Origin of the sequence: Kamptonema sp. UHCC 0994 (assembly GCF_029167235.1) — a bacterium.
GTDB lineage: Bacteria > Cyanobacteriota > Cyanobacteriia > Cyanobacteriales > Microcoleaceae > Kamptonema.
The window spans coordinates 1-2,598 of sequence record NZ_JARFTR010000205.1; the positions used below are offsets into that span (position 1 = coordinate 1).

Below are 2,598 nucleotides of genomic sequence, written 5' to 3' on the forward strand. Positions count from 1 at the left end.
GGAGACACAGTTATCCTCGATGTAACCCCAGATCAAAACGACTTCGGGCGCATGGCCGCCATCCAAACCAAACAAGTTCTCGCCCAAAAATTGCGCGACCAACAGCGCAAAATGATCCAAGAAGAATTCAAAGACCTAGAAGAAACAGTCCTCCAAGCAAGAGTTTTACGATTTGAGAGACAGTCAGCCATTCTCGCTGTCACCAGTGGTTTTGGTCAGCCAGAAGTAGAAGCCGAACTCCCCAAGCGAGAACAGTTACCTAACGATAACTACCGGGCTAATGCCACCTTTAAGGTTTACCTCAAAAAAGTCGGTGAAGGCGCTACCAGAGGCCCCCAGCTAGTCGTCTCCAGAGCCGACGCAGGCTTAGTAGTTTACCTATTTGCCAACGAAGTCCCCGAAATTGAAGACGGAGTAGTGCGAATTGTCGCCGTAGCACGGGAAGCAAATCCTCCCTCCCGGCACGTCGGCCCCCGCACCAAAATTGCCGTCGATACCCTCGATCGCGACGTAGACCCCGTAGGAGCCTGCATTGGCGCACGGGGATCGCGGATTCAGGTAGTGGTCAACGAATTACGAGGGGAAAAAATTGACGTGATCCGGTGGTCTCCCGATCCGGCTACTTATATTGCCAACGCCCTAAGTCCGGCGCGGGTAGACGAAGTACGCCTAGTGGCTCCTGAAGGGCGGCGGGCACATATCCTTGTGGCTGAAGACCAACTCAGTTTAGCCATTGGCAAAGAAGGGCAAAACGTCCGGCTAGCGGCTCGGCTAACAGGTTGGAAAATAGACATTAAAGATATTGCCAAATACGATCGCGCCGCCGAAGACAGCAAGTTAGCAGCAGAAACTTCGAGGTTAGCACTCGCAACCCAAGAAGAAAACGAATCAGAATTTGACGAAGATAGTGACGAATCAGATTTTGAGCGCAGCGATCGCGAACTTGACGAAACCGAAACCGCCGTCTAGAGGAATTACATCCCGTAACGCCGCCCTCTGGGCGGTAAAGTCACCGCCCAGAGGGCGGCGTTACGACTATGCGGGAACCCTAAATTAGCAATTAGCACAGGATTTACGCAAAAAACCTGGTTTCTAGGAACCGGGTTTTTGACTGCGGGTGCGTAAGTCCTACGCGATCGCCTCCTTATCCATCTCCGAACGCACACCACGAGAAAGTGGCAGAGAGCGCAACGCTCCCGTTACAATAAAAACTGAGGCGAATCCTACTCAATTCGCCCTCAAACTTCTTGGAAGATCGTTTCACCTGGGAGTGGGTCTAGCCCACTTTTTTTGTTGGATTGCCTCATGAGACACGGCGAAACCCTTACTAGAGAACGAGATCGCATCTCGTCTCAAAGCAGACAAGGGAAACAAGAGGGAAAGAGGGAAGAGGGAGATATCCTTCTTCCCTCTTTCTTCTTACCTCTTCCTTATTCCCTCTTTCTTCTTCCCTCTTACCTCTTCCCTCTTCCTTCTAATCGACATGACTCATCCCCTGATCCCACAAATCATCGACTTAGCCACCCCCCTTGCGGAAACACTGGGATTGGAAGTAGTGGGGGCAGTATTTCACACCAACCAGAACCCTCCCATCCTGCGAGTGGACATCCGCAACCCGCAGCAAGACACAGGTTTGGAAGACTGCGAACGGATGAGTAAGGCCCTCGAAGAAAAGTTAGATATGGCAGATATCCTTCCCGACGCTTATGTACTAGAGATTTCTAGTCCGGGCCTTTCGCGATCGCTCGTGAGCGATCGCGAATTTATATCCTTTAAAGGATTTCCCGTAATCGTCAAAACATCTGAAGCTTACAACGGCTTAAAAGAGTGGGCAGGTCAACTAATCCGCCGGGACGAGACAGCAGTTTACATCAATCAAAAAGGGCGGCCAATCACCATTCCCCGCTCCCTGATTACCCAAGTTCAACTAGACGAACCTCGATAGCTAATTGTTAATTGTTAACTGTTAACTGTTAACTGTTAACTGTTAACTGTTAACTGTTAGTTGTTAACTGTTAGTTGTTGGCATAAAAGCACCAATTAGCAATTAGCGATTAGCAATTAGCAATTAGCGATTAGCAATTAGCAATTAGCAATTAGCGATTAGCAATTAGCAATTAGCAATTAGCGATTAGCATTACCAAAACAAAGGAGATATTTATATGTCAATGGTTTCTTTGCCTGGACTCAAAGATATGGTCGATGTTATTAGTAAAGAGCGGAACTTACCGAAACACGCCGTACAAGCAGCCTTGCGCGAAGCCCTCGTCAAAGGTTACGAGCGCTACCGTCGCACCCAGCGCCTAGATCATTTTAGTGAAGAATACTTCGATAACTTTGAAGTAGAACTAGACATTGAAGAAGAAGGATTTCGCGTTTTAGCAACTAAAAGTATAGTCGAAGAAGTTAGCAACCCCGACCATCAAATTGCACTTTCAGAAGTACAAGAAGTTGCCACCGAAGCTCAACTCGGAGACACAGTTATCCTCGATGTAACCCCAGATCAAAACGACTTCGGGCGCATGGCCGCCATCCAAACCAAACAAGTTCTCGCCCAAAAATTGCGCGACCAACAGCGCAAAATGATCCAAGAAGAAT

3 protein-coding genes are annotated in these 2,598 nt (G+C 48.5%); all 3 read left to right on the forward strand.

Annotated features, from left to right (window positions below):
- Positions 1 to 969 (forward strand): transcription termination factor NusA (nusA, locus tag PY364_RS18470; RefSeq protein ID WP_275524693.1); only part of this gene is annotated, 969 nt, incomplete at its 5' end.
- Between the two features lie 514 nt (positions 970 to 1,483).
- Positions 1,484 to 1,945, forward strand: coding sequence for a ribosome maturation factor RimP (gene rimP / locus PY364_RS18475; RefSeq protein ID WP_275524694.1), 462 nt, complete (start codon positions 1,484 to 1,486; stop codon positions 1,943 to 1,945).
- A 217-nt stretch (positions 1,946 to 2,162) separates the two neighbouring features.
- Positions 2,163 to 2,598: NusA N-terminal domain-containing protein (locus tag PY364_RS18480; RefSeq protein ID WP_275524695.1), on the forward strand; the 436-nt coding region annotated here is incomplete at its 3' end.

Bases quoted from the DNA above. Each gene is read 5' to 3' on its own strand.
- rimP (WP_275524694.1), top strand. From the start codon at position 1,484: ATGACTCATCCCCTGATCCCACAAATCATCGACTTAGCCACCCCCCTT.